The sequence below is a fragment of the Serratia sp. JKS000199 genome (assembly GCF_900215455.1).
GTDB lineage: Bacteria > Pseudomonadota > Gammaproteobacteria > Enterobacterales > Enterobacteriaceae > Serratia > Serratia ureilytica.
The window spans coordinates 2,409,015-2,428,373 of sequence record NZ_LT907843.1 but is presented as its reverse complement, the minus strand read 5'-3'; the positions used below and the strand labels follow the sequence as shown (position 1 = coordinate 2,428,373).

Here is a 19,359-nt window from a genome sequence, read left to right as displayed (position 1 = left end):
GCAACACAGCTTGTCATGTTCAACACCAGGAGGAGTGGTGAACTGACGCCATTCTAAGCGGCCGTGATTGCGTGAGGTATAGGTATTCTCCGAAAGCGTCATTACCACTCATAGCCTAACTGAATGTTGTAATCGGGATCCTGGTTGGTGGAATAAGGATCGGATTGGCGGCGGCGATCGGTTTTCTTCACCGGGCCGTCATACGCGGGATAAGGTTTGGTGCGCGGCTTGCTGCAGCCCGGATGATCGCACTCGATGTCGACGCGAAAACCGTTTTTATCTCGCGCCTCTGCCCAAGTGATCGGCGGTTTCTCGGCCTTGGGCGCGGGCCCAGGCGACGTCGGCGGCTTGGGCGCAGGGGCGACGCTGGGATCGGGGGCTTGATAATTCAGCTCCAGCGCGCCAAGCGGAGCGCTGTAAGCGGCAAAGGCCAGCAGGGCGGCGGCGCTGGCGGCCGGTAATGTGAGCCATCTCGGCATGGTGGGTCTCCCTGGATGATTACGCCGGGCAACTATAAAACAGTAAAACGAGAATTACTATCATTTGCCTGCGGCGTAATGGGGATTCAGCTGGCGATCCCGTAGGCAGACGGGGTCAAATCCTGTGCGTTTAGCCGAGATTAACGCCCCTGCACGGCGAAAAAGGTTGCTATTGCCGCTCGCTCGTGAGTTAATGATGTCGGCCTGTGGTACAGACCTATTTATGCACGACATTTTGAGTAAAGTAGTTCAAATTTAAAGCGTTATCCCGGATAGCCCTTCTCTGACGAATTTCCTTTCCAGTGCCTCCATAAGTAACTGATGACCGGCTATCTCGCCCATGGCGGCTAACATTATTATTGAAGGAAATTAGACATGTCCAACATGATCAAAGGTCAAGTGAAGTGGTTCAACGAAGCTAAAGGTTTTGGTTTCATCACCCCAGCAGACGGCAGCAAAGACGTATTCGTACACTTCTCTGCTATCCAGGATCAAGGCTTCAAGACCCTGGCTGAAGGCCAGAACGTACAGTTCTCTATCGAGAACGGTGCGAAAGGTCCATCTGCGGCTAACGTTACCGCTATCTAATTGGCGTCTACCGCTGATTGAATAAAACCCGCCGAGGCGGGTTTTTTTATGCCTGCAATTTGACGGCGCATAAAAAAAAGCCCGCAAGTCTGCGGGCAAAAGTTCCTTGTTACTTCTTCATTTGCAAGCGCTTCTCTGGGGGGGAAACGCCTGAAGACAGGTTACGCGAGGCCGGCTTAAGATTCTGCGGTCAAACCGTTAAGAAAGTGAAAATCCAGGCGGCTGCTACGCTGATAGCAGAGACCGGCAGGGCTGGGGCGGTGTCCTTCACCTGGGGTTTTGTAATACACTGATGCCAATCGCAAAGAATGGGGAAGGGTATGCAGGTTAACGATCGAGTGACGGTAAAAACAGATGGCGGCCCACGGCGCGAAGGCGTCATTCTGGCCGTAGAGGTCTTCAACGAAGGTACCATGTATCTGGTGTCTCTTGAGGACTACCCGGCGGGCGTGTGGTTTTTTAATGAAATCGACAGCCGTGACGGCACTTTTGTGGAGCCTTGCGGCGCGCCCGGGCAGTAACTTCGAATAATCTCATTAATTTGCTAACGAAACTGTCTATTTTGAGATTATTTCAATGCGGTAAGAATTTTTTTATCGACGACATAAAAATACCCGTTGCGCTAGCGGGGGATAACGCAGCAGGTATTCTTTTGGTTATCCCAGCGTTTGAGAACCGGATTACGTTATCACCGGAAATTAACGATGGGTAAACAAAGTGGGGGCGTTCTCTACGGTTCAGCGGCTATTGACGAATATTCCACTAGTCAATGTGTCGGTCAAACGGACAACGTGGTAAATGATCTGCTTGTTGTGCGTTTTTATTTTCCGCTTGATGTTTCCCTTGTGGGAAGAGACCGTTTTGGCCTTTATTTGCATCTGGTCTGATATCTGGATGGTGCCTTGCCCTGACATCCACATGCGTAACATGTTCGATTCAGTTTGGCTCAGCGTCACCGGCGTTTGATCCAGAGAAGATTTCTCCACCCGTAGGGATTTTTTCTCGAGATAATGACTAAGTAGCTGATTCATAGTCTCTGGTTTGATGGATTTTGACGATATGATGACGTTCTTGCGAACATATAAATAATCGTCGAAATGTACATTGGTAATAGCCATGAAGATGAAGAATAACGTATCCGGGTGCAGTGAAATCACCCGTTTTATTCGCTCCGTGGCGTTTGCTTCATGGATGAAGCAGTCCTCGTTAATAAACACCAGGCTAGGATTCAACTTACTGCATTTTTCATGCAGGCTGTCAATGTCCTCGATGGCATTAATATGGCGCTTCTTCACGCCATGCGAAGTCAGATAGTCGGTTAACCCCAATCTGGTATAGCTACATGAATCCATGATAATCGTTGGCATATCGCACCCCCACTTAAATCCGTTTTACTGCGGTAATATGAGAAAAAGCCTAAAAAGCCGAAAGGCAAAATGGAACAATAATTCAGTGTAGCGAGTGTTCTATCAATAAACACGACGGCACTCAATGATATTTTCATACTAAACTTATTAATCGCATGAATCTATAAGTTTGGCTTAAGTCAGAGCGATCCGCTACTCGCCCGGCGTCGGCATGATGGGCCTGATTCGCGCTTGGCGCCCGCGCCTGCTGGCATTGTCTGCTGATAATCTGTTCATCATGTCACGAAACAAAATTTTAGTTTGCTAGGAAAAGTCTTAAAAAAAATTCATGTGTCTTTTTTTTGAAGTCTTTTAGCGTGCTTTTTAAGTGCTCAAAAAGCACTCACCCCTGAGTTCTTCTGTTTTTAATCATAAAAATCATTGCCTTATGATTGTCTTGGCACCTTTCGCTAATGATAAGCGCTTCTGTTTTTATCATAACAACAAACAAAAGTTAACATTATTGCTGGAATGTGTAGCTTAATTGTTGCCATAAATCACCATTTTACAATAGGTTATGTGGATATTTATTTCATATGAAATTATTTGTGTGAATGTTTATCGGTGATTGAGTGATTTTTCTAAACTATCGTCTTGCCAGCCGGTCGGCAGGGGCGGCGGCAGGTCGGAGTTGTTTCTGACCCGCGCCGGTTTTAACTTGCTTTTGCACCTTTCAAAAACAGGATGTCGCGGTGAGACAAAATCAATATGGGCAGCCGATAGGCGATGCCCTCCCTCATTGGCAGCCGGCAGGCATGCCCGGGCAAGCGTTACTGTCAGGGCGGTTTTGCCGCCTGGAACCGCTGAACCTCGAACGCTGGGGCGACGAGCTTTATCAGGCTTATCAAACCGCCGAGGACGACCGCGACTGGACCTATCTGTTTTGGGCGCGGCCGCAGACACGCGAGGATTTTCAGCATTACCTGCAGGCCCTGGCGTCCAGCGCCGATAGGCGCACGATGGTGGTGATCGATCAGGCGAACGGGCGCGCGGTAGGAACCTGCGCTTTTTTGCGCATCGATCCCGCCAACGGTGCGGCTGAACTGGGCACCATCAACTGGTCCCCGCTGATGAAGCGCAGTGCGCTCGGCAGCGAGGCCATTTTCCTGATGCTGCGCCATTTGTTTGACGATCTGGGTTACCGGCGCTGCGAATGGAAATGCGATAGCCTCAATCTGCCTTCGCGTCAGGCCGCCGAGCGTTTTGGTTTTCGCTATGAGGGCACGTTCCGTCAGGCGGTCGTCGTCAAAGGACGCACGCGCGACACCGACTGGCTGTCGATCATCGATGGAGAATGGCCGGCGCTGCGCTCGGCGTTTGCCGCCTGGCTGTCACCGGATAACATCGGCGACGACGGGCGGCAAGAACGGCGTTTGCAGGCCTTCCAGCCCGGGTGACGCGCCAGGCGTTTAGGCCGTCTCCGCCAGGCAATGGCGCAGCGAGTCCAGCGTCAGGCGAATGTCCTGTTCCTCCGTCATCCAGTTGACCAGCGCGGCGCGGATCCCCGGCTGGCCGTTATAACGCGTAGGGGTGCAACGCGCCACCCCATGCCGGCTAAGGCGTTCGAGAAAGCGATCGCGCGCCGCTTCGCTGTCGCCCTGTGGATGACTGAGGGCAAAGCACACCACGTTCATATTCACGGGCGCCAACAGATGAAAACCGTCCTCGGCCGCTAACGCCGCTCCCAGCGCCTGCGCCAGTTCGACATTGCGCTCGACGATATCTCGTATGCCGCTGCGGCCATAGGCTTTCAGCGTCAGCCAAAGCGGCAGGGCGCGGAAGCGGCGCGAATTTTCCGGCGTCAGATGCAGATAGTTGTCTGGCCGCAGCGTCGGTGCTTCCAGGTAGGCCGAATGGTTCTGAAATACCTGCATCTGCAGATCCAGATGGCGGGTAAATTGGATCGCGCTGTCATAAGGCACGTTCAGCCATTTGTGCGCATCGACGGTGATGGAATCGGCATGCTGCCAGCCCTCGAGCCTTGGGGCGTAGAGCGGCGAGCAGGCCGCCACGCCGCCGAATGCCGCATCGACATGCAGCCAAAATGGATAACGCTCTCGCAGCGCCAGCAGTTGCGGCAGATCGTCGAAAGCGACGGTATTGACCGTGCCGGCACTGGCCAGTACCAACGTTGGCTGGCCAGCGCCGGCGGCCAGCTGCCGCTCCAGCGCCGCCATATCCATGGCTTCAGACTCCGGCAGGCTGGCGACGATCGTCAACGCCTCGCGGCCGATACCGAGCATGCTGAGCGCCTTCACGCTGCTGGAATGCGGATTGGCTCCCAGAACCCGGATCGGGCCCAGCGCCGTCAGGCCTTGTTGGGCGATATCCACGCCGCGCTGTTGCCCCAGCCACTGCCGACCAATGGCCAGCCCGGTGAAATTAGCCATGGTCGCGCCGCTGACCAGGCTGCCGCTGAACGTTTCCGGCAGGCCCAGCAGGGATTTCAATTGCGTCACGGCCGCCAGCTCGATCGTGGCTGCGATGGTATCATGGCTGAGCAGGCTATTTTGGTCTGTCACGCTAACCAGCCAGTCCGCTGCGACCGCCGCCGGGGTGCCGCCGCCGGTGACGAAGCCGAAATAACGCGGGCCGGCGCTGGCGGAAATGCCGGCCTGATAACGTTGCCAAAAGCGCTCCAGCGCCGCCAGGGCGCCTTCGCCGTTTTCGTCGAGCCGATCGTCGCCCGGTTGCAGCTGCTGATGCTCGAGCGGTGGGCAGACCGAGCGTTGCTGCAGCCCAGCCAGGAAATCTTCCGCCAGTTGGCGGGTGTGATCGAGGATCTGCGGAAACTGTGCGAGGTCCTGTTGTAAACGTGGGTGCATGGCGGCTCCGAAAGCGTCAGGGATGATGGGGTAAACATAGAACATTTGCCTGCCGGTCAAAATCGATAAAAAATAACCTTTTTGGATAGCCTGGTTAACCAATAATGAGTGAACGCATTCCCTTGCATGTCTTGCCGACCTTTGCTATCGCCGCCAGGTTGGAAAATTTGCGCGCTGCGGCGCAACAGGTGCATTTGACGCACGGCGCGGTCAGCCAGCAAATTCAGCTGCTGGAACAGGCGGTCGGCTATCCGCTGTTTGAACGGCGCGGGCGCGGCGTGCGCCTGAATGCCGCCGGGCGAGAGTTGCTGGCGGCGGTAGAGCCGGCGCTGCAGGCGCTGCAGCAGGGCGTCGCCCGCGCCCGGCGAGCGGCGGCAAGCCAGACGCTGCGCATCAGCGTGTTGCCGTCTTTTGCCCATTACTGGCTGCTGCCGCGTCTGTCGGCTTTTCATGAGGCCTGTGCCGATATTGCGCTGGATATCGATGCGTCGCTGGCGCTGCAGGATCTGTCGCAGCGGGGGTTCGATGCGGCGATCCGCATCGGCAGCGGTCAATGGGCGGGGCTGCAGGCGCAGCGCATCGCCTCGGGGGACGTGTTGCCTGTCGCTTCGCCGGATATGGCGCGAGAATGGGGGGCGGCTTTCGAGAACGGTGGCGATATTCCGTTGCTCGAGCACGACGTCAGTCCCTGGCGCGACTGGTTCAACGCGCAGGGGCGCCCGTTATGCGGGCGGCAACAGGCGTTGTTCAACGATGCCGGATTATTGATTCGCGCGGCGGAGCAAGGGTTTGGCATCGCGTTGGCGAAAAAGCTGCTGGTGCAGGATGCCCTCGACGCGGGGAGGCTGGTGGCCTTGGCCGCGCCCTGTCGCCTGAGCGATGACGACGTTTATCTGGCATGGCCGCAGACCGCCGGGTTGACGCCGGCGGTCACCCGCTTGCTGCAGTGGCTTCAGCAGCAGTTGGCGGCGATTTAGCGGCGTAGCCATTCCGGTTGCGAGGTGCCGAGCGTGGTCGCCGGCAGCGCCCATTGCAGCGCCGTGCCCTGCAGACTCAACGGCGCGCGCAGGCGTTGCGCGGCCCCCCAGTGAGTCAGTTCCGTTTCAGGGTTCTCGTCGGCGCTTCCGGCCGGTGTCAGCGGTTCCGACCGATAATGCGTCGGGTAGGGATGCGCCAGCAGCAGCTGCGCCGTCCGCGCCAGCGACAAGCGCGCGCGATAGCCGGTGCCGCGGTTCAGACGCTGCGTCATACCGGTCAGCACCGCCGCCGCCATCAAATAGCCGGTGGCGTGATCCAGCGCCTGTACCGGCAGCGGCACCGGCAAACTGGCGCTGCGCCAAACCATGCCCGCCTCCGCCAGCCCGCAGCTCATCTGCACCAGACTGTCGAAACCGCGCCGGGTGCGCCACGGCCCGCTCCAGCCGTAGGCATTCAGGCAGACGTCGATCAGGCCCGGCGCCAGCGCGTGCCTTTCCTCCGCGCCATAGCCCAGTTTCTCCAGCGCGCCGGCGCGGTAGCCGTGCACGATCACGTCGGCGTTTCTCAGCAGGTGCTCAAACGTATGGCGATCGCGCGCATTGGTCAGATTGAGGCGCGCGCTGCGCTTGCCCAACATCACTTCGTGTTCGACCCCGGGCTCATCCCACCCGTAAGGGTCGATACGCAGCACGTCGGCGCCCAAGCCGGCGAGAAAACGCGTGGCGATCGGCCCGGCGAGAATGCGCGTCAGGTCCAGTACCCGCACGCCGTGCAGCGGCCGGGCGACGGGCAGCGTCCAGCCGGGCGATGGCGCTTCCGGCTGCAATGCGGTGTGGATCAGCGGTTCGAGCGCCACGCTTTTACCCTGAATATGTTGTCGCCACGCGGCCGCCGAACGCATTTGGGCTGCGCAGCCGCCGGCCGCGATCACCGCTTCCTCCAGCTCGCTTTTTTTCCAGGCCAGCACACGTTCCGCCAGCGCGCCTTTCTTCGATGCCGGGCCCAGCACCTGTTCCACCGCTCGCCGATGGTGTGGCGCATTGGTATGCAGGCGTATCCAGCCGTCCGCCGTGGCGTAGTCGCCGGCCAGCGCGTCCCAGGCGGCGGGCAGCGTCCAACCCAGCGGGCGTAGCGTCCAGCCGAACCAAAGCGAGGCCAGGCGTTGATCGACCCAAACCTGCTGCGCGGCGGCGCCCTCGCGCCGCAGCAGCTCGGCGCAGGCTAAACCTGCGGCGCTCCAGGCGGCGGTGGCCAATTCGGTCACGGGAAAAGCCGAAGGCAATGCGCCGGTGCCGCTTACGGTGAGGCGATCGGCGGGGGCAGGGCATTGCCCGAGGCTTTGCCAAATCTCGTCGAGCAGAGTGTGGATCAGGGGAGTCATCGGCCGCTCCTTGTGGGTAAACGGAAATATAGCCTAGCGTAGCCCACTGTCGGCGGCCTTGCTAAGGTGCGACGTCGAGAGTGCGGCCGTCGGCCAGTTTGGCGCGTACGCTGTGGGGCGCCACGCCGCCGAAAGGTTGCGCGCTGAAATTGGCGGTCAGGGTCGATCCGTCGCTGAACGTCGTCTGTTGCACCCAGCCGTCCCGATCGAGCCAGCGGAAGTCGGTTAACGCTTTATCCCACAAGGCTTGATGCAGCGGCCGGAAGGCGGCATCGGCGCGTTTTATCGCCGGTAAGCGCGCCGCCAGAGTGGTGCGGCTCAGGTGGAACATCGGCGCGGTGTTGTACAGCTGGCTGAGCAGGCTGCGGGTGGTCTGAACGTCGCTGAATTTCAGATTGTCGTAATTCCAGTGGTGGCTGCTGACGATAGCATCGTGGAAAACGGCCTGGTACAGCGGCAGGCGGTAACGCGGATCGAATTCGACGGTACGGTAGGGCTGTTTCACTTTGGCGGGGCGGAAGAAAAACGCCGGTTGGGCGTTGGGCCACCAAGCGCCGAGATAATAGGGCGAGGATTTATCCTGATTCATCTGTTTATCTCCCCAGCCGAATCCCCAGGTTTCCATGCCGTGGGCGAACATCAGGCTGCGCGCGGTCACTGCGTTACCATCCTCTGAGCCCAGCGGTAACTTAAGGGTGGCGCTGAACCAGGCGAGCCGGGCGTTGCGGGCTTCGGCCATCTGCGCCGCGCCGGTTGGGTGGTCGGGCTGATAGTCGTCGGAAACCATGCCGGTGCCGTCCACATCGAGAAACAGGCTGTTCAACCCGGCCAATTGCACCAGTTCGCGCATGCGCTGTTGAGAATAGGGCAGGACACAGCCTGGATTGAGGTAATAACCCTGTTTACCGAAGCCGGGTTTCCTGCTGCCGTCTGCACGCACGATGGCGCAGGATTCCCGCAGCGTCGTCGGCAACTGCGCAGTGAGCCAGCTGTCGTTGACGCCGCGCGCGATGGCGGTATCGTAGGAGTCGTAGCTGGCGATCAGATAACCGGCCGCTTTGGCGGCGGCTACCGCTTGCGGGTGCAGGAAGGCGGCGGTCCAGTTATCGGTGCCCAACCACAGGCGCGGCAAACCGGCCTGGCGCAGCGCGTCGATCAACGGTTTGGCCAACCCTTGCCCCCAACCGTCCGCTGGGGTTAACCAGCGTCCCAGCTCCCGTTGCGCCAGCGCCCGCACTGCGGCGGCCTGGCGCTGTTGCGCCTGCAGAAAGTCGGCGTCATCCGGCGTCGCGCCAAGCGCGAACTGCGCCGTCAACGCCCGGTTGATGCCGTCGATCAGGGGCTGTTGTTGCCAGCCCTCCGGCGTTTTTCCCGCCAGCCGCAGCAGCAAGCTTCTGCTCTCGGCGTCCATCTTCTGCCGCAGCGCTTCGGCGGCGGGAGAGGCGAAGTAGTGCAGTAATCCCGGCCAATCCTTGACATCTTCCGCCGCCAGCAATTGGTCGCCCCACAGATAGATATGGGTAGCGCCGATCAGCTTTTCGCCTTCGGGCGCCTGCTTGATCTTCTCGCGCAGGCTGCTGAACCGGCCGTTTTGTTGCAGATAGTCGCGGTAACGGCGGGCGCCGGACAGCGGGGCGTTGCCGACGTGCAGCAGCACCTCGAATGCCTGTTGTTGATTGAAGCGATTGAATTGGTGGCTGGCGCGCATCGCCAGCTTTTCCTGCGCGGTGGCGAAGGCTATCTGGTTACTGAACGGCGTCAACATCAGCCAGCTGTAGACCTTACCCTGGTGTTGCAGGCTCCACAGCGGCAGTTTCAGATCCCAGTTGGTATCCAGCGGCGTCATTTCCGTCGTCAGGTAATGACGCCAGACCGCGTTGTCCAGCGGGATGCGGCTGCCTTCGCCGATCGGCAACAGCAGCGTTTCCCCCTGCGGCATACGATACCAGTTCAGGGTTTGCGGCCGATCGCTGCTGAAGCTCAGGCGCAGATCGCCGCCTTCCAGACGGGCGCTGACGTTGATTGCGCGTTGCGGCCATCGCCAGCTGGCGCGTCGTGGCGTTGCGGTAAGATCCGTTACCTGCTGCGCAGGCTGCGCCAGATTGATCGGCACCGGGCCTGCGGCGATATGCAGCGTGGCAGGGTCGAGTTCAAACTGCACGTCGCCTTGCTGCAGCAGTAAGGCTTCGGCGGGAAAACTGATGAGCAGCGCCAGCGCGAGCGGGGAAAACCGTTGTTTCATCAGGGGCGTCCTTGGAAGATGAAAGAGGGCAGTTTACCGATAAGCGCAGTGTCACCCAATGTCGCCATCTTCTATTTGTGACATCGAAATATAAACGCCGTATTCCAGTTTATTTTTCGTTTAATAAATTAGCCTTTACTTCATTACCCGACGTCACTATACTCAGCCAAAATTTCAGTGGAGAAACCCAATTGGACAGTTGTAGTTGTAATAAAACAAATAAGGCAAGCTGACCAATTCTCTTCTGATTTGTTGCTTGCCGTTATCGGCGGGCAGCACCCCTCTCCAGTTATTTCTGAGCTGTGCATACCCGAATAAGAAACGTTTCCTGATGCCTGACGGTTTCAGGTGAATTGAGTTGGACGTTATTATGGTATTCTGCAGCCACAGCCTTTTCCCTCCAGGCACAGCACGCTGATTCGCTGATTTATTTTCAGCGCGATTTCGCGTGTGCTAAACAGCACATGATTTTATCTCCTGCGGTTAATTAAGGGGACAGTCATGGCTATGACTCCTTTCGTTTTGAATTTATTGCTGGCGATGTGCCTGGGCGCGGTCATTGGCGCCGAACGCCAGTGGCGCCAACGCATGGCCGGCCTGCGCACCAATGCGCTGGTGGCGACCGGCGCGGCGGTCTTTATTCTCAGCTCCATGTCCACCGATCCGGCCAGCGCCGGCCGCGTGGCGGCGCAGATCGTATCCGGTATCGGCTTCCTCGGCGCCGGCGTGATCATGCGTGAAGGGCTTAATATTCGCGGCCTCAATACCGCCGCCACGCTGTGGTGTTCGGCGGGGATCGGCGTACTGTGCGGCCTGGGCCAGCATTGGGATGCGGTGGTCGCTACGCTGGTGATCCTGTGCGCCAATATCCTGCTGCGCGAAGCCGCGCAGCGCATCAATCTGCAGCCGCATCAGCAGGCGACCGATCTGGAACTGTGCTATCGCATTCAGGTGACCTGCGGCGAGCAGGACGAAATTCTGGTGCGCACCCTGATCCTGCAGGCGCTGAACGGCGTCGCCTTGCGGCTGCAATCCTTGCGCAGCGCCGATATTTCGAGCCCGGGGCAATTGGAAGTGTGCGCGGAAATTACCGCTACGCCGGCCGCGCAAAAAGAAATCGAAGGTATTGTCTGCCGCGTCAGTCTGGAAAAAAGCGTGAGCGCCGTTCGCTGGCGCGTCGCGTCCGAATTACCGGTCTGATTAATGATATAAATATTGATTAACTTGATTATATGTTCAGGTTTATTCATGCACGCCTTGAATAACGCTGAACATTAAGGAGGCGTTATGGACGATGACCCCGGAAGGAAAATGATTCCAGCGTGGCTGACAGGGTAATTCCGCCATTTAGTCACGCTAATAAAAAATTCCAAGCTGCGCATAGTCACCTGTTTATCGGGCGGGGCTTCGCTGTGCGCAGAACTAAAATAAGAGAATAGCGTTATGACTCAGATTAATGAAAGAACGCGTCGCCGTGATAAAGACGCGGTGACCTACGCCATTGCGCAAGAGGCCACCAACAGCATCGCTCAAACGCTGGCGAACCTGAAGTGCAACCGCAACGGCTTGACCCAGGACGACGCCGATGAGCGGCTGGAACAGTTCGGCGCCAACCAGGTCGCCCATGACAAGGCGCCGCATGCCTTGATCCAGCTGATCAAGGCCTTCAACAACCCGTTTATCTTCGTGCTGATGGTGCTGGCTGCGATCAGTTTCTTTACCGATTATTGGCTGCCGCTCCAGAGCGGTGAAGAAACTGAACTCACCGGCGTCATTATCATCCTGACCATGGTCACGCTGAGCGGGCTGCTGCGTTTCTGGCAGGAATACCGCACCAACAAAGCGGCGGAAGCGCTGAAATCGATGGTGCGCACTACCGCCACGGTGCTGCGCCGCAGCAGCTACAGCGCGCATCCGCTGACGCTGGAAGTGCCGATCCGCGAACTGGTGCCGGGGGATATCATCCAGCTCTCCGCCGGTGACATGGTGCCGGCCGACGTGCGTCTTATCGCCTCGCGCGATCTGTTCATCAGCCAGGCGATTTTGACCGGCGAGGCGATCCCTATCGAGAAATACGATGCGATGGGCAACGTGGCGCAGAAGTCGAGCGAAGGGGAAGTGTCCAGCGAGAACGCGCTGCTTGAGCTCTCCAACATCTGTCTGATGGGCACCAACGTCGCCAGCGGTACCGCTACGGCGGTGGTGGTGGCGACCGGCGGGCGCACCTACTTCGGCTCGTTGGCCAAGTCGATCGTCGGGACACGGGCGCAGACTGCGTTTGATCGCGGGGTGAACAGCGTCAGCTGGCTGTTGATTCGCTTCATGCTGGTGATGGTGCCGGTGGTGTTGCTGATCAACGGCTTCACCAAAGGCGACTGGAGCGAAGCGGCGCTGTTCGCGCTGGCGGTGGCGGTCGGCCTGACGCCGGAAATGCTGCCGATGATCGTCAGCTCCAACCTGGCGAAAGGGGCGATCGCCATGTCGCGTCGTAAGGTGGTGGTGAAGCGTCTGAACGCCATTCAGAACTTTGGCGCCATGGACGTGCTTTGCACCGACAAAACCGGCACGCTGACCCAGGACCGCATCATTCTCGAGCACCACATCGACGTCAACGGCGCCAGAGATAACGAGGTGTTGCACCTGGCCTGGTTGAACAGCTTCCATCAGAGCGGCATGAAGAACCTGATGGATCAGGCGGTGATCCGCTTTGGCCGCGGCAAACCGGGCATTGAAGCCCTGGGGCGTTTCAGCAAGGTGGATGAGCTGCCGTTCGATTTCGTGCGCCGCCGTTTGTCGATCGTGGTGGCGGATGAGAATGGTCGCCAGCAGCTGATCTGTAAGGGCGCGGTGGAGGAGATGCTGGAGATCGCCACCCACGTGCGCGAAGGCGATCAGACGCTGGTGCTGGACGACGCGCGCCGTGCGGCGCTGCAGGCGCTGGCCCGCGAATATAACGAAGACGGTTTCCGCGTGCTGGTGCTGGCGACGCGCGAGCTGGACGCGCAACGCCCGGCCGAACCGCTGAGCGTGGCCGACGAGCGCGATATGGTGGTGCAAGGGCTGCTGACCTTCCTCGATCCGCCGAAGGAGAGCGCTCAGCAGGCGATCGCCGCGCTGCAGGAAAATGGCGTGACGGTGAAGGTGCTGACCGGCGACAACCCGGTGATCACCTGCAAGATTTGCCGCGACGTCGGGCTGGAGCCGGGCGAGCCGCTCTCCGGGCTGCGGATTGAACAGATGGATGACGAAGAACTGGCGCGCGAAGTGGAACAGCGCACGGTCTTCACCAAGCTGACGCCGTTGCAAAAATCGCGGGTGCTGAAAATGCTGCAGGCCAACGGCCATACCGTCGGCTTCCTCGGCGACGGCATCAACGATGCGCCGGCGCTGCGCGACGCCGACGTCGGCATCTCGGTCGACACCGGTACCGATATCGCCAAGGAGTCGGCGGACATCATCCTGTTGGAAAAGAACCTGATGGTGCTGGAAGAGGGGGTAATCAAAGGGCGCGAGACCTTCGGCAATATCATCAAGTACCTGAACATGACCGCCAGCTCCAACTTCGGCAACGTGTTCTCGGTGCTGGTGGCCAGCGCCTTCATCCCGTTCCTGCCGATGCTGGCGATCCACCTGTTGATTCAGAACCTGATGTACGACATTTCTCAGCTGTCGCTGCCGTGGGACAAGATGGACAAAGAGTTTCTGCGCAAACCGCGCAAGTGGGACTCCAAAAACATCGGGCGCTTTATGCTGTGGATTGGGCCGACCTCGTCAATCTTCGATATCACGACGTATGCGCTGATGTGGTACGTGTTCGCCGCCAACAGCGTGGAACACCAGGCGCTGTTCCAGTCCGGCTGGTTCATTGAGGGGCTGCTGTCGCAAACGCTGGTGGTGCATATGTTGCGCACCCAGAAGATCCCGTTCATTCAGAGCACGGCGGCGTTGCCGGTCTTGCTGACCACCGGGTTGGTGATGGCGCTCGGCATCTACATTCCGTTCTCGCCGCTCGGCGCCCTGGTTGGCTTGCAGCCGCTGCCGTGGGAATACTTCCCGTGGTTGGCCGCTACGCTGGTCAGCTACTGCGTGGTCGCACAGTTGATGAAGCGTTTCTATATCCGCCGCTTCGGCGAGTGGCTCTAAGCCGCCTCGGCGTTCACTTCGGGGGCGAAATTCTTCGCCCCCGCACCGCTACAGCAGTTTGTTGACCAGCAGGCCGAGCATGATGGTCAGCGTGAAGGAAAACAGCGTGCCGAGCAGCACATACTCGGTACGCATCTTATCGTCACTTTGGCGCAGATCGCCGAAACGGAAGATAGATTTGGCCGCCAGCAAAAAACCGATCGCCGGAATTTGCCCCAGCAGCACAAAGGTCAGGATCAGCGTTCTTTCCAGATAGCCAATCTGTTTGCCCGCGCGCAGCAGCGAATCGTTGTCGGCCTTGGCCGAAGGCGGCATTTGCGGCGTCCAGCGCGCCAGCAGTTGCCCAATCAGCAGGCTCATCGGCAGATAAATCAGGCTGTAGGCCACCAGCACCAGGCCGGTTTGCCAACTCCCCAGTTGCCGTCCCAACGCCGCGAGCAGTTCACCGGCATTCGGCGTCAGCCCTAGCCACAGCAAGGCGATCACCGCCAGATGCAATCCCTGATCGAGCAGAAAGCTGCGGGCCGGGCTCAGGCGGATCATGGCGGTGACTTTCAGCAAATCGATCAGGTAGTGGCTGACGGCGATAACCAGCAGACTGACCAACACCTGCAGTGAAGACAGTCCGCCGTGCAGCAGGCCGAAACCGGCCACCACCCAGGCGGCCAGCACCCCATGCAGCAACGCGTGCAGCAGCAGAAAACGCGAACGCGCGCGATGTTGGATTTTATCTTCCACCCAACTCAGCGGCTGCAGCGGAAAATCCGCCAGCAGATGGACGATCAACAGCCAGGCCAGTAAAGGCGCATAGGTCAGATCCATAGTCAGACGATCCTGTTAATGGCGTGAATAAACCGCATGATCTCCTCATAGGCCGCGCGTTTGAGCGTGGCGGAGACCGTGGAAGCGGCTTTTTGCAGCTGCTCGGCTACGGCCGCGCCGCTGTCGGCGAACATTCTCGCCTGGACGATGCGCGCTTCGGTCTGCGACAAGCGGCCAATGACATGATCTAACATCGGCAGCAGATCGCTGACAATGGCGTTTGTCCGATCGTTGTCGGTTTTCAGAGCCAGGCGGCAATTTTTCGTCATGGCGTCCAGCGCGCTGCCGGAGTTGATAAAGGCGCTACCGTAACCGGCGGCGTCGGGCCGTTGGCTACCCAGCCCGACGGCGATGCGCGCATCCCAGTGAGCGGTGCCCATCGCCCGCAGCGCAGTGCGAATATACACTGCCAGCAACAGCCCGTCCTCCGGCGCGGCCTGCGCCTGGAAGGCATCGCCGCGAAAGATTTCCACCTGGCGCAGCCGCCCGTCGCGCTGCAGCCGATCGAGCAGGCTGTGCAGCCCGTTGAGGTAGTTGACGGTGTCTGACCGGCGAGAATCGACCAGATCGCCGCTGATTACGCTGATTGGCGTCGGCATGGCGTGATCCGTTGTGGATGGGGGATGACTATAAATTCGCACCTGAATACGAATATGTCAATAATTCGTCTCTAAAGGCGAATTTTCCGGGTGTTGGTCGGTGGAGGCGAAACGTCGGGGGCGAAGAGAAAGGGAGAGAGACGGCCGGGAATGCGCGGACCTGTCAGGCCCGCCACCGGCGGCGTAGACGGAAAGAGGCCGGCGACCGGCCGTTCAGAAGCTTTTGACCAGCACGTCACGCGGCATTTCACTGCCGTGTTTCAGCAGGTGCTCAAACGATCTTTCGCTGCTTTTCAGCTGCTGCAAAAACTCCTGCGGCGACAGATCGTGCTTTTTGCCGCTCATGTAAGCCAGCGCCAGTTCTTTTGCCTGATAGCGGGAGAAATTGTACATAGTGTCCTCGATACGGTGAATGTCAGTGCTCACGATTGTAGCGAAAGAGCACATAATGAACAGCCGCTTTGGCGTATGGAATCGATAGCCGAAACTTAACTTGCCGGTTGCAACAGCTCATCGCACAGGCGTTTGATGACCTGGGTTTGCGGCAGGCCGTTGTGCAACATCTGGCGGATATGCTCCGCATCGCTGATGCCCCGGCGCACATGGCGCTCGACCGCCTGCAGCACGGCCCGATCCTCCTGCCGCTCGGCGAAGCCGCTCAGCGTGTCGAGGGTGTGCAGGATATGTGCGGTCAGGCTGCAGCGGCGCAGCGTGGCGGGATCGACGTATTCGGCGGCGAAACCGCTGCGATAGGCGTTGATCTTGTTGTAGTTGGTGAAGGCATCGTACTCCGGCGCGATCGGCGTGCGGTGTTGCAACAGAAAATCGGCCAGCAGACGGCAGTAGCCGACCAGCAGCGTGGCGTGCGCGAGGCGCAGCGGCGTATCGCAGATGCGGATCTCTACCGTGCCCAGCTCCGGTTTCGGCCGCGCATCCCAGTAAATATCCTTGACGCTGTCGATGACGCCGGCGGCATGCAGCCGGTCATAGTAGGCGTTGAATTCGCGCCAGCTGTAGATGTGTTCCAGGCAGCCGTAATTGGGGAAAGAATTCTGTGCGCTGAAACGGGAGCTGGCAAAGCGCGTATCGACGCCCTGGTACAGCGGTGACGAAGCGCTGAGCGCGATCAGCTGCGGAAAATAGGGCGTCAGCGCATGGCACAGGTACATCGCCTCGTCTCCGTCGTTGACGCCGAGGTGGATGTGTTGGCCGAATACGCAGGCCAGTTTGGAGAGATAGCCAAAGCGGCTGGCCAGCTGCCTGTAGCGCGCGTTGTCGCTGATGACCTGCTTGCGCCAGTCGTTGCTCAGGTGGCGGCCGCCGCCGCAGACGTCACAGCCCAGGCGTCGTGCGCTGCGCCGGACGGTATCGGTCAGGGCGCGCAGCTCGGCGTGCAGCGCATCGAGATCGCGGTGCACCGAGCTGTTCAGTTCCACCATCGACTTGGTGAGCTCATGTTTGACGCGTCGGCGGTCGCCGACCGCGCTGACCACCCGGTCAGCCCGATCCGTAAGATCGTAGTGCTCGTCATCGACCAGCTGCAGCTCTATTTCGGTGCCGATGGAGAGTCTTTCCGACGGTTTGAATGTGAGCGGCATGGCGCCTCCTTCCCATAAAAACAGCGTAAGATAAGTATAAGTTGTTGGGCTGGGGATAACGCCTTGCGTTTTATATTTGCTTTTTCGAATATGAAGGTGATATTTTCACGAGCGATTTGTCGAGCAGATAAAGGTTAACGGGAGTGCGACATGACGTCATTGACGCCGCTGAAGCTGTTTAAAAACTTGTCGGATGAGACGCGTCTGACGCTGGTGCTGGTGCTGCGCCACGCCGGCGAGCTGTGCGTGTGCGAGCTGTCGGGCGCACTGGCGCTGCCGCAGCCAAAAATATCAAGACATCTGGCGATGCTGCGTGAAAGCGGGCTGTTGCTCGATCGGCGCGATGGCAAGTGGATACATTATCGCCTGTCGCCGCATATGCCGGCCTGGGCGGCGGCTATTATTGAGCAGGCTTATCAGTGCCGATCAGAACAGATGATGGAATTGGCGCAACGCGCGGCGAAAGGTTGCCCGTAACGATAAAAAATTTGCCTTAACATATCCGGAAAAACATATATGTAAACTTGAAGAAGCAGCGAGGCGACGATGATAGTGGCAGGGACAATCTTTATTCTGACGTTGATTTTGGTGATTTGGCAACCGAAAGGGCTGGGCATCGGTTGGAGTGCGTCGATCGGGGCGGGATTGGCATTAGTGAGCGGCGTGGTGCACGTCGGTGATATTCCCGTGGTGTGGCAGATAGTCTGGAATGCGACCGCGACCTTCATCGCCGTCATCATCATTAGCCTGCTGCTGGATGAAAGCGGCTTCTTCACCTGGACCGCCTTGCATGTCGCACGTTGGGGCAACGGCAAAGGTCGATGGCTGTTTACCTACATGTTGCTGCTAGGGGCTGTAGTGGCAGCGTTGTTCGCGAACGACGGCGCCGCGTTGATTCTGACGCCGATCGTGATCGCCATGCTGTCGGCGCTCGGTTTTCGTCCTGCTGCCGTGCTGGCTTTCGTCATGGCGGCGGGCTTTATCGCCGATACTGCCAGCCTGCCGCTGGTGGTGTCCAACCTGGTAAATATCGTTTCAGCGGATTTCTTCCGGCTGGGCTTTACGGAGTATGCGGCGGTGATGGTGCCGGTCAACCTTGCCGCCGTCGCGGCGACGCTGGTGATGTTGCATCTGTTCTTCCGCAAGGATATTCCGCAGCGCTACGCATTGACGCGTTTACCGGTGCCACGGGAAGCGATTCGCGATCGCACGACGTTTCGGACCGGCTGGGCCGTATTGGCGCTGTTGTTGATGGGTTTTTTCGCCCTGGAGCCGCTCGGCGTGCCCGTCAGTTTGGTCGCCGCTTGCGGCGCCCTGGTTTTGCTGGCGGTGGCGAAACGCGGGCGAGCGATCGATACCGGTAAAGTGTTGCGCGGGGCGCCCTGGCAGATCGTCATTTTCTCACTGGGCATGTATCTGGTGATCTACGGGTTGCGCAACGCCGGTTTGACCGATTGGCTTTCCGGTGTGCTGGACGCGTTGGCACGGCAGGGGCTGTGGGCGGCGACGTTTGGCACCGGTTTCCTGAGCGCATTTCTCTCTTCCATCATGAATAACATGCCGACGGTATGGGTGGGGGCGTTGTCTATCGACGGCAGCAGTGCGGAAGGCGTCATCAAACAGGCGATGATTTACGCTAACGTTATCGGCAGCGATCTCGGCCCCAAAATTACCCCGATTGGCAGCCTGGCGACGTTACTGTGGCTGCATGTGTTGGCACAAAAGAACATCGTCATTACCTGGGGCTATTATTTCCGCGTGGGGCTGGTGATGACGTTACCGATTTTGTTTGTCACCCTGGCCGCGCTGGCATTGCGGTTGTCCGTTTTGCCCTGACCGGAGAAACCGTCATGAGCGACATCAAGATTTACCATAACCCGGCCTGCGGCACGTCGCGCAATACGTTGGCGTTGATCCGCAACAGCGGCGTTGAGCCAGAGGTGGTTTTGTATCTGGAAACGCCGCCAAGCCGCGAACGATTGATTGCGTTGCTGGACGAAATGGGCATGACGCCGCGCGCGTTGCTGCGCAAAAACGTCGAGCCTTACGCCGAGCTGAAGCTGGACGAAGCCGGCTGGCGCGATGATCAACTGATCGATTTCATGCTGCAACAGCCGATCCTGATCAACCGCCCCATTGTGGTGACCCCGCTCGGCACGCGTTTGTGCCGTCCGTCGGAGGTGGTGTTGGAGATTCTGCCGGATCCGCAGCGCGGCGCCTTCAGCAAAGAGGACGGGGAGCCGGTGATTGATGCGCAGGGCCACAGGATAACCAACGGCTAATCGCTGCGGCCCCGCA

Annotated in this window: 18 protein-coding genes; 9 read left to right on the top strand and 9 right to left on the bottom strand. The window is 58.9% G+C overall.

Translation table 11 applies throughout. The features are described 5' to 3' along the window. Nucleotides 1-101 precede the first annotated feature (101 nt). On the bottom strand, nt 102-479 hold the full coding sequence (locus CPH57_RS11700) for a hypothetical protein (RefSeq protein ID WP_033643595.1): 378 nt from the start codon (nt 477-479) through the stop codon (nt 102-104). Between the two features lie 375 nt (nt 480-854). Here CPH57_RS11700 and cspE point away from each other — a divergent pair, with 375 nt between their 5' ends. Together cspE and dsrB are read left to right on the top strand one after the other, a co-directional pair. Then, nucleotides 855-1,067 (top strand): transcription antiterminator/RNA stability regulator CspE, encoded by a 213-nt coding sequence (gene cspE, locus CPH57_RS11695; RefSeq protein ID WP_004935122.1) that lies wholly within the window; start codon nt 855-857, stop codon nt 1,065-1,067. Between the two features lie 320 nt (nt 1,068-1,387). Continuing rightward, on the top strand, nt 1,388-1,588 hold the full coding sequence (dsrB, locus tag CPH57_RS11690) for a protein DsrB (protein WP_033643594.1): 201 nt from the start codon (nt 1,388-1,390) through the stop codon (nt 1,586-1,588). A gap of 216 nt (nt 1,589-1,804) precedes the next feature. Here the strand turns inward: dsrB and rcsA are convergent, their stop codons facing one another. Beyond that, on the bottom strand, nt 1,805-2,434 hold the full coding sequence (gene rcsA, locus CPH57_RS11685) for a transcriptional regulator RcsA (protein ID WP_019453510.1): 630 nt from the start codon (nt 2,432-2,434) through the stop codon (nt 1,805-1,807). A 794-nt stretch (nt 2,435-3,228) separates the two neighbouring features. On the opposite strand from rcsA, the gene CPH57_RS11680 reads away from it, so the two are divergent. Continuing rightward, nucleotides 3,229-3,870: a GNAT family N-acetyltransferase gene (locus CPH57_RS11680; protein ID WP_033643593.1), complete on the top strand. Its 642-nt coding sequence runs from the start codon at nt 3,229-3,231 to the stop codon at nt 3,868-3,870. A gap of 12 nt (nt 3,871-3,882) precedes the next feature. Here CPH57_RS11680 and CPH57_RS11675 read toward each other — a convergent pair whose 3' ends face one another. After that, nucleotides 3,883-5,298: a pyridoxal-dependent decarboxylase gene (locus CPH57_RS11675; RefSeq protein ID WP_042785742.1), complete on the bottom strand. Its 1,416-nt coding sequence runs from the start codon at nt 5,296-5,298 to the stop codon at nt 3,883-3,885. Between the two features lie 101 nt (nt 5,299-5,399). Here CPH57_RS11675 and CPH57_RS11670 point away from each other — a divergent pair, with 101 nt between their 5' ends. Further along, entirely contained in the window at nt 5,400-6,275 is an 876-nt protein-coding gene (locus tag CPH57_RS11670; protein ID WP_033650819.1) for a LysR substrate-binding domain-containing protein, read from the top strand. On the opposite strand, the gene CPH57_RS11665 is transcribed toward CPH57_RS11670, so the two are convergent. Next, nucleotides 6,272-7,657: a CoA transferase gene (locus tag CPH57_RS11665; protein WP_096242361.1), complete on the bottom strand. Its 1,386-nt coding sequence runs from the start codon at nt 7,655-7,657 to the stop codon at nt 6,272-6,274. The genes CPH57_RS11670 and CPH57_RS11665 overlap by 4 nt on opposite strands. A gap of 61 nt (nt 7,658-7,718) precedes the next feature. Then, nucleotides 7,719-9,899, bottom strand: a complete 2,181-nt coding sequence (locus tag CPH57_RS11660; protein ID WP_069100619.1) for a glycoside hydrolase — start codon at nt 9,897-9,899, stop codon at nt 7,719-7,721. A gap of 501 nt (nt 9,900-10,400) precedes the next feature. Here CPH57_RS11660 and CPH57_RS11655 point away from each other — a divergent pair. Both CPH57_RS11655 and mgtA read left to right on the top strand, forming a co-directional pair. Further along, nucleotides 10,401-11,099, top strand: a complete 699-nt coding sequence (locus tag CPH57_RS11655) for an MgtC family protein (protein WP_025303346.1) — start codon at nt 10,401-10,403, stop codon at nt 11,097-11,099. A 243-nt stretch (nt 11,100-11,342) separates the two neighbouring features. Continuing rightward, entirely contained in the window at nt 11,343-14,042 is a 2,700-nt protein-coding gene (mgtA, locus tag CPH57_RS11650; protein ID WP_033643589.1) for a magnesium-translocating P-type ATPase, read from the top strand. A 48-nt stretch (nt 14,043-14,090) separates the two neighbouring features. Here mgtA and CPH57_RS11645 read toward each other — a convergent pair whose 3' ends face one another. From CPH57_RS11645 to CPH57_RS11630, 4 genes are all read right to left on the bottom strand, one after another. Next, the gene (locus CPH57_RS11645; protein ID WP_033650823.1) at nt 14,091-14,864 is read right to left on the bottom strand and encodes a DUF3307 domain-containing protein; all 774 of its coding nucleotides are present in this window, start codon (nt 14,862-14,864) and stop codon (nt 14,091-14,093) included. Nucleotides 14,865-14,866: 2 nt separating this feature from the next. After that, nucleotides 14,867-15,463 (bottom strand): hypothetical protein, encoded by a 597-nt coding sequence (locus CPH57_RS11640; protein WP_069100618.1) that lies wholly within the window; start codon nt 15,461-15,463, stop codon nt 14,867-14,869. A gap of 213 nt (nt 15,464-15,676) precedes the next feature. Continuing rightward, nucleotides 15,677-15,856 (bottom strand): hypothetical protein, encoded by a 180-nt coding sequence (locus tag CPH57_RS11635; RefSeq protein ID WP_004935085.1) that lies wholly within the window; start codon nt 15,854-15,856, stop codon nt 15,677-15,679. 95 nt (nt 15,857-15,951) lie between these two features. Next, nucleotides 15,952-17,061, bottom strand: coding sequence for a YbdK family carboxylate-amine ligase (locus tag CPH57_RS11630; protein ID WP_069100617.1), 1,110 nt, complete (start codon nt 17,059-17,061; stop codon nt 15,952-15,954). A 150-nt stretch (nt 17,062-17,211) separates the two neighbouring features. Between CPH57_RS11630 and CPH57_RS11625 the strand changes: the two genes are divergently transcribed. The 3 genes from CPH57_RS11625 to arsC all read left to right on the top strand — a co-directional run bounded on the left by CPH57_RS11625 (nt 17,212) and on the right by arsC (nt 19,343). Continuing rightward, entirely contained in the window at nt 17,212-17,538 is a 327-nt protein-coding gene (locus CPH57_RS11625; protein WP_033650826.1) for a metalloregulator ArsR/SmtB family transcription factor, read from the top strand. Between the two features lie 69 nt (nt 17,539-17,607). Further along, nucleotides 17,608-18,897 carry an arsenic transporter gene (locus CPH57_RS11620; RefSeq protein WP_096242360.1) on the top strand — a complete coding sequence of 430 codons (1,290 nt, stop codon included), beginning with the start codon at nt 17,608-17,610 and terminating at the stop codon, nt 18,895-18,897. 14 nt (nt 18,898-18,911) lie between these two features. Then, entirely contained in the window at nt 18,912-19,343 is a 432-nt protein-coding gene (arsC, locus tag CPH57_RS11615; protein ID WP_069100616.1) for a glutaredoxin-dependent arsenate reductase, read from the top strand. The last annotated feature ends 16 nt before the right edge of the window (nt 19,344-19,359 follow it).